9 protein-coding genes are annotated in these 6497 nt (G+C 57.8%); 6 read left to right on the plus strand and 3 right to left on the minus strand.

Annotated elements, in window-relative coordinates; translation table 11 throughout:
• Positions 1-928, plus strand: a 928-nt coding sequence (locus HMPREF9538_RS03785) for a sigma-54-dependent Fis family transcriptional regulator (protein ID WP_009486167.1), incomplete at its 5' end; no start/stop codon positions are given.
• A gap of 82 nt (positions 929-1010) precedes the next feature.
• On the opposite strand, the gene HMPREF9538_RS03780 is transcribed toward HMPREF9538_RS03785, so the two are convergent.
• Positions 1011-1919, minus strand: coding sequence for a LysR family transcriptional regulator (locus HMPREF9538_RS03780; RefSeq protein WP_004145715.1), 909 nt, complete (start codon positions 1917-1919; stop codon positions 1011-1013).
• 103 nt (positions 1920-2022) lie between these two features.
• Here HMPREF9538_RS03780 and HMPREF9538_RS03775 point away from each other — a divergent pair, with 103 nt between their 5' ends.
• The 3 genes from HMPREF9538_RS03775 (at position 2023) to HMPREF9538_RS03765 (ending at position 3556) form a co-directional block, all read left to right on the plus strand.
• Positions 2023-2628, plus strand: a complete 606-nt coding sequence (locus tag HMPREF9538_RS03775; protein WP_009486168.1) for an FMN-dependent NADH-azoreductase — start codon at positions 2023-2025, stop codon at positions 2626-2628.
• A 75-nt stretch (positions 2629-2703) separates the two neighbouring features.
• The gene (locus HMPREF9538_RS03770; protein ID WP_002914277.1) at positions 2704-3003 is read left to right on the plus strand and encodes an ArsR/SmtB family transcription factor; all 300 of its coding nucleotides are present in this window, start codon (positions 2704-2706) and stop codon (positions 3001-3003) included.
• Positions 3004-3010: 7 nt separating this feature from the next.
• Positions 3011-3556 carry a rhodanese family protein gene (locus tag HMPREF9538_RS03765; protein WP_009486169.1) on the plus strand — a complete coding sequence of 182 codons (546 nt, stop codon included), beginning with the start codon at positions 3011-3013 and terminating at the stop codon, positions 3554-3556.
• Here HMPREF9538_RS03765 and lpxO read toward each other — a convergent pair.
• Positions 3537-4439, minus strand: a complete 903-nt coding sequence (gene lpxO, locus HMPREF9538_RS03760; RefSeq protein ID WP_002914281.1) for a lipid A hydroxylase LpxO — start codon at positions 4437-4439, stop codon at positions 3537-3539. The genes HMPREF9538_RS03765 and lpxO overlap by 20 nt on opposite strands.
• A gap of 205 nt (positions 4440-4644) precedes the next feature.
• Here lpxO and HMPREF9538_RS03755 point away from each other — a divergent pair, with 205 nt between their 5' ends.
• Positions 4645-4824: a hypothetical protein gene (locus HMPREF9538_RS03755; protein ID WP_002914284.1), complete on the plus strand. Its 180-nt coding sequence runs from the start codon at positions 4645-4647 to the stop codon at positions 4822-4824.
• A gap of 72 nt (positions 4825-4896) precedes the next feature.
• On the opposite strand, the gene stpA is transcribed toward HMPREF9538_RS03755, so the two are convergent.
• On the minus strand, positions 4897-5298 hold the full coding sequence (stpA, locus tag HMPREF9538_RS03750) for a DNA-binding protein StpA (protein ID WP_002914287.1): 402 nt from the start codon (positions 5296-5298) through the stop codon (positions 4897-4899).
• Positions 5299-6026: 728 nt separating this feature from the next.
• Here stpA and alaE point away from each other — a divergent pair.
• Positions 6027-6476 carry an L-alanine exporter AlaE gene (gene alaE, locus HMPREF9538_RS03745; RefSeq protein ID WP_002914289.1) on the plus strand — a complete coding sequence of 150 codons (450 nt, stop codon included), beginning with the start codon at positions 6027-6029 and terminating at the stop codon, positions 6474-6476.
• Positions 6477-6497: the final 21 nt, after the last annotated feature.

Here is a 6497-nt window from a genome sequence, read left to right on the forward strand (position 1 = left end):
GGCGGTAAGCGCCCCGCCGGCCATGCATCTCCCCTTTACCAGCCCGCGCGAAGGCGAAAAGCTGCTGCGGCTGCTCAACGCCGGCATCGCGCTCTGTATTGAGGGGGAAACCGGCAGCGGCAAAGAGTATGTCAGCCGCACGCTGCATCAGCACAGCCGCTGGCGCAGTGGCAAATTTGTCGCCATCAACTGCGCGGCCATCCCGGAATCGCTGATCGAATCCGAGCTCTTCGGCTACCAGCCGGGGGCGTTTACCGGCGCCAGCAAAAATGGCTATATCGGTAAAATCCGCGAGGCTGACGGCGGGGTGCTGTTTCTTGATGAGATCGGCGATATGCCGCTGGCGCTGCAGCCCCGCCTCCTGCGCGTCCTGCAGGAGAAAGAGGTCGCTCCGCTGGGCGCCAGCCGCAGCGTGCCGGTGAATTTCGCCTTGATCTGCGCCACCCACCGCAACCTGACCCAGCGGGTCAGCGCCGGAGAATTCCGTGAAGATCTGCTGTGGCGTCTGCGGGAATACGCCCTGGCGCTGCCTCCGCTGCGCGAGTGGCCGGCGCTGGAAACCTTTATCGCCACCCTGTGGCACGACCTGGGCGGTGCTTCACGCCGGGTGACGCTTTCAAACGCGCTGCTGGTTCACCTCAGCCAGCTGCCGTGGCCGGGAAACGTACGCCAGCTGCAGAGCGTCCTGAAGGTAATGCTGGCTCTCGCCGATGAGGGCGACACGCTGACGCCCGACGCGCTGCCGGAGGCGTATCGCGCCGCGCCTGCGCCGTTGCCGCGCGGGGGATTGCAGGCCCATGATGAGCAGTTGATTGTCGATACCCTGGCCAGGGTCAACGGCAACGTCAGCCGGGCGGCGCAGATACTGGGTATCGCCCGCAGCACGTTGTACCGCCGTGCCGCCCGTGCCGGACGGCCTCGTCGCTGAGGCTACGGCGTAAAGCGCGCCGGTAGCTTGCACGCTGTCGGAAACCCCCCGCCGCCATAGATGGCGGTTATTTCTCTCTGCGCTAACCAGGTGTTGCGGTAAGAGGCAGCCCTTCCCGCAGGGCATCGATCGCCGCCCGCGTTTTTTGCGGCAGCCACGGCCCCTCCGGCCATACCGCGTGGATGGCGAAACGCACCTGAGCGCTGGGCGCCAACACCTGCTGCAACGTCCCATCGGCAAGCGCCTGCGCCACCAGCCAGTCCGGCAGCCAGGCGATGCCCATCCCCTGCTGCACTGCCGCCGCGATGGCGGCAAAATCATCCTGTATCAGCCACGTCTGCGGACTGAAGCGCACTTCGCCCTGCTGCGGGTCATACAGTTGCCATTTTTGTAGCTGGCCGTTGTGCAGATAGCCGAGGGTACGGTGCTCGTTCAACCCGGCAATAGTCTGCGGCGCTGGCTGCTGGCGCAGGTACTCCGCCGCCGCGCACAGCACCATGCCGTGCTCTCCCAGCGCCCGGGCCCGCAGCGACCCGGTATCGGCCAGGCTCCCGATACGCACCGCAAGATCAAACCCCTCCTCCAGCAGATTGACCTGCCGGTCGCTGTAGTGGAGCTCGAGCTTCAGTAACGGATAGCGCTGGCTGAGGCGGAACAGCAGCGGTGCCACGCAGCGCTGGCCAAACAGCACCGGCAGCGACACCCGCAGCCGCCCCTGCACCTCATCTTTGCCGCGCTGCAGCGTCTCTTCGGCCTCGCGGATGCGCTCCAGCGCTTCCCGGCACTGGAGATAGAATTGCTCCCCCTCTTCCGTCAGCAGTTGCCGTCGGGTGGTACGCTGGAATAACGCCACGCCGAGACGCGCTTCCAGCCGGGCAATGGTTTTTCCCACCGCCGAACGCGTCACATGGAGGATCGCCGCCGCGCTGGCAAAGTTGCCGCTCTCGACCACGGTGACAAATACCGGGATCGCATTCAGATCGTCGCGCACAGATTGGTTCCTTACGGGATACAATAGGGAAAAATAATGTCACTCCTGAGACAAAAAAGACAGTGTTAGTCTTTGCTTCTATCTTTCATTTGAGGCACTCATCATGGCTAACGTTCTGGTTTTAAAATCCAGCATTAATGGCGAAACATCCCTGACCAATCAGTTGATTAACGAATTTCTCGCGGCGCGCCAGGCGGCGGGACACGGCGATCGGCTCACCGAACACGATCTCAGCGCCATGGCGCTGCCAACGCTGGATCGCCCCCTGTTCGCCGCCCTGCGCGGGGCAGTGGATCCGCAGCCTGCTATCCGCAAGGCGGTCGCCCTCTCCGACCAGCTTATCGCCGAGTTAAAGGCCAGCGACCTGCTGGTGATTGGCGCGCCGATGTATAACCTCAACGTCCCGACCGATCTAAAAAAATGGTTCGACCTCGTGGCGCGGGCGCGGGAAACCTTTCGCTACACCGAGAGCTGGCCGCAGGGGCTGGTGGAGGGCGTCCGGGCGGTGGTCGTCAGCAGCCGCGGCGGTATTCACCAGGGAGAAACTACCGACGCCGTCACGCCCTATCTGCGCGCGGTACTGGGGCTGATGGGGATCCAGGAGGTGGAATTTATCTATGCCGAAGGGCTGGACAATCGCCCGCATGGTCGCGACGCCGGGATCGCCAGCGCCCGGGCGCAGATTGCCCGGCTCGCCGTTCCGGCCTGAGTCGTGGAGAAATTGTGCTGGCGCTGGCGGCCTTTTTATTTTAGAGTTATCTAAATTTAGACAAAGCTAAAATAAATGACCACTCCTGAAGACCTGCAGGCCCGCGCCGGAGAAGCCGCCGCGCTGATGAAAGCGATGAGCAATCCTCACCGATTGCTGATCCTGTGCATGCTGTGCGATGCGCCCAGGGCCAGCGCCGGCGAACTCGCCCGGGCTACAGGGCTGAGCCCCTCCGCCACCTCGCAACACCTCGCGCGGATGCGTGACGAGGGGCTGATCGACAGCGAGCGCGACGCCCAGCGTATCCACTATTTCATCACCCACCCTGCGGTACAGCAGGTGATCAATACGCTGAAAACGCTCTATTGCCCGTGAGGATCCTATGACCATCGCCACCTTAACTCCCGCCGAGGCCCAGGCGCAGATTGCCCAGGGCGCCAGACTGATTGATATCCGCGATGCGGATGAATATGCGCGCGAACATATCCCCGATGCCGAGCTGGTGCCGCTCGCCACTCTGACCAGCGGTGCGCCCCTCAATGCCCGGGCCGGAGAGACGGTCATCTTTCACTGCCAGGCGGGTTCCCGGACGCAGAATAATGCGATTCGTCTGGCCGCGGCCGCCGCGCCGGCGCAGGCCTGCCTGCTGGCAGGAGGAATTCAGGCGTGGAAAGCCGCGGGGTTGCTGGTAGTGGAAGATTCATCGCAGCCGCTGCCGCTGATGCGCCAGGTGCAAATTGCCGCTGGCGTCCTGATTTTACTGGGGGTGCTGCTGGGCTATACCGTTAACGGCGGCTTTTTCCTGCTCAGCGGCGCGGTCGGCGCCGGGCTCACCTTCGCCGGCGTAACCGGCTTTTGCGGCATGGCGCGGCTGCTGGGGACCATGCCGTGGAACCGGCGCCAGGGGGTTAAAACGCGCTCCAGATAAGCCAGGCAATGCCGCCGAAGAGCAGCCATTTGACGATGTAATAGACCGTCTTATTCCATTTTTTCAACCGCTTACCAACAATACGGATCTGGTAAATATAGCGAAACGCCCGGTTAATCCCGCCGGTGCGATCGCCGATATCGTTGGGCGCCGAAGCGGCGCTCATCAGATGGCGTCCCAGCCAGTGGTTAACTTTCTGCGCCCAGCGGTAGCGCATCGGCCGTTCAATATCGCAGAACAGAATCAGGCGATTCTCACCACTGGTATTTTCCGCATAGTGGATATAGGTCTCATCAAACAGCACGCCTTCTCCATCGCGCCAGCTGTAACGCTGGCCATCCACCTCGATAAAGCAGCGGTCATCGTTCGGCGTTGCCAGGCCCAGATGAAAGCGTAGCGAGCCGGCGTAGGGGTCGCGATGGCGCGGCAGACGGCTACCGTCCGGCAGAGTGGCAAACATGGCCGCTTTCACCGACGGGATATCGCGCAGCAGCGCGGTAGTTTGCGGACAGAGCTGGCTGGCGGAAGGATGGGCATCCTCATACCATTTCAGATAAAAGCGTTTCCAGCCGGTTTTGAAAAATGAGTTAAACCCGGCATCGTTATATTTATCGGCCGCTTTAATCTGCTCCAGCTGCTGAAGGTGGAGACCTTCGTCGCGAATAACCTGCCAGTTTTGCTGCAATATCGCCAGCTCGGGAAACATCTCCGGCCGCAGATAAGGCGTATTCGGCACGCGGGAAAATAAATACATAAATCCATTCAGCGGCGCGGTAAATGTGGAATGGTCGGAGAGCTGCCGCCAGAAACGATAGCGCACCCGTCCGCGGTAATGGACATACAGTACAGCAATAACAATGATCAACAGAATGATATACTTCATGGTGTCTTTCCTGACCTGATTGGTGGTAACCCTACCCTCGCCGTCCCCCTTTCTCAGCAGCGGTATGGCGCCAGCAAAACATTAACAATGTTAATACATATAACTCCAAATTGTTTTAACAAAAAACAGCACGCCCGGTGTTCAGTGAGCGGGCGTTGAGCTATGGTTTAGGTTTATCCATGGTGTTAACAGTGAGGAGTGAATTATGTTTGCTGTCGGCGATCTGGTACAACCCCGAGCGGGCGGACCAAAACTGAAAGTGGTGGAAGTGCAAGGGGAGCAACTGGTGGTGGTTCAGGCCGCACAGGAGCAGGGAGAGCGCTATTCGCTGAAGTCGGACGAGGTCACGCCGTATCAGGAAGAGGGAGACTTCGGCGTCTGCTAAAGCCCCTCGCTTAAAGTCGTAAGGCCAGGCCGGTGGGTCTCTCACCACCGGGCTGGCGCTGGCCCGAAGGCGTTAAATTAAAAAGCTATCCAGCGATTTACCCTGGGCGACAGCCTCGGCAATCGGCTTCGGCATTCTTCCCTGTCCGGTCCAGGTTTTCTCTGCGCCAGTATGATCGGTATAACGATATTTCGCCGGGCGCGGTTGACGCTTTTTGCCTCCCGCCTTTGGCGGCTGAATATCGGCCACCAGCTCGTCAGGAGAAATACCGTCGGCGCGCATCAGTTCAAGCCAGGTATTCACTTTCTCCTGATATTCAGCCTGCTGCTGAGCTGCCTGCTGCTGTTGCGTACGTTTTTCTTCAGTGACGATCCTGAGCTTTTCCAGCATCTCTTCAAGCACGTCAATGGAGAATTCACGGGACAGGGCACGCAGTGAACGGATATTATTCAGTTTGTGTAACATTGAAGACATAAAATTAAAAAATTCCAAATAGCAAATTAAAAGATACAACGCGGCAAGTGTAATAGAAACGTTTATTTATTTCCAGCCTTCGGTTGTCCAGATAAATATATAAGGTGGATATTAGCGGTTATCCCCTGAAGCTATATTGGCAAATACCTGAGCCTTTTTCATAAGCACAGGCAAAAAAGAGAGTGAATAAATAAAAAAGGCAGAATGACGGGAAAAACCACCGTTCTCGCCAGGAATATTAGCTTTATGGTCAGCGGGTTACCTGCTGTTCATACGTGGCCGCACTGATACATACCTTTGGTTGCAGTGAATAGTTAATCAGACAATGGGAATAAAAAAACAATTCGCAATTCAGAATTTTTCACCATAAAAACGCGACTTACGGCATAAAAAATCCTAAAAGAGAACGGAATCACACACTCGCGTGATGTCGCGCCATGGTTGGCTATCAGGCGCCGTTCCCTCGGCCAGTCTCGATTTCGCAATCAAGAGTAACACATTGATAAATATTGATATTTGCAAAAACAGGAATAAAAGTAGCGTAACGAACAAAAAACAAACCAGCGCAGAGTATTTTATCGACAAAAAGGCGATAAATAAAAATTTATAGCTAGTTGCCACTTTTAATGCAGAGATATACTCTACGCACATCAAAACAGGCAGCCCAAAAACGCTATACCAACGCGCATTTTTCGGCGTTAATGACTTCATTTTCGAGGAGCACTCCGATGTTCTCTGCGCACTCCCGCTTGCGGCATGCGGTTGCAGACACCTTTGCGATGGTGGTTTACTGCACCGTCGTCAACATGATGATCGAAATTTTTCTCTCTGGTATGACGTTTGAGCAGTCGTTATCGTCGCGTCTGGTGGCGATCCCGGTCAACATTATTATTGCCGTACCCTATGGGATTTATCGCGATTTCGCCATGCGTCAGGCCCGGCGCATCAGCCCAGCCAGGTGGATGAAAAATATGGCCGACGTGCTGGCCTACGTCACCTTTCAGTCGCCGGTGTATGTCGCTATTCTGTGGAGCGTGGGTGCTGACTGGCACCAGATTGTCGCCGCGGTGAGCTCGAACCTGGCGGTATCGATGATGATGGGCGCCGCCTACGGCTACTTCCTCGACTATTGCCGCCGCCTGTTCCGCGTGGCGCCCTATCAGCAGGCGAAGGCCTGACCAACGCGTTAGCAGCGGCCG

Source organism: Klebsiella sp. MS 92-3, assembly GCF_000195655.1.
GTDB lineage: Bacteria > Pseudomonadota > Gammaproteobacteria > Enterobacterales > Enterobacteriaceae > Klebsiella > Klebsiella pneumoniae.

Bases quoted from the DNA above. Each gene is read 5' to 3' on its own strand.
- lpxO (WP_002914281.1), bottom strand. From the start codon at position 4,439: ATGAAGTATATCATTCTGTTGATCATTGTTATTGCTGTACTGTATGTC.
- HMPREF9538_RS03755 (WP_002914284.1), top strand. From the start codon at position 4,645: ATGTTTGCTGTCGGCGATCTGGTACAACCCCGAGCGGGCGGACCAAAA.
- HMPREF9538_RS03775 (WP_009486168.1), top strand. From the start codon at position 2,023: ATGGCTAACGTTCTGGTTTTAAAATCCAGCATTAATGGCGAAACATCC.
- alaE (WP_002914289.1), top strand. From the start codon at position 6,027: ATGTTCTCTGCGCACTCCCGCTTGCGGCATGCGGTTGCAGACACCTTT.
- HMPREF9538_RS03770 (WP_002914277.1), top strand. From the start codon at position 2,704: ATGACCACTCCTGAAGACCTGCAGGCCCGCGCCGGAGAAGCCGCCGCG.
- stpA (WP_002914287.1), bottom strand. From the start codon at position 5,298: ATGTCTTCAATGTTACACAAACTGAATAATATCCGTTCACTGCGTGCC.
- HMPREF9538_RS03765 (WP_009486169.1), top strand. From the start codon at position 3,011: ATGACCATCGCCACCTTAACTCCCGCCGAGGCCCAGGCGCAGATTGCC.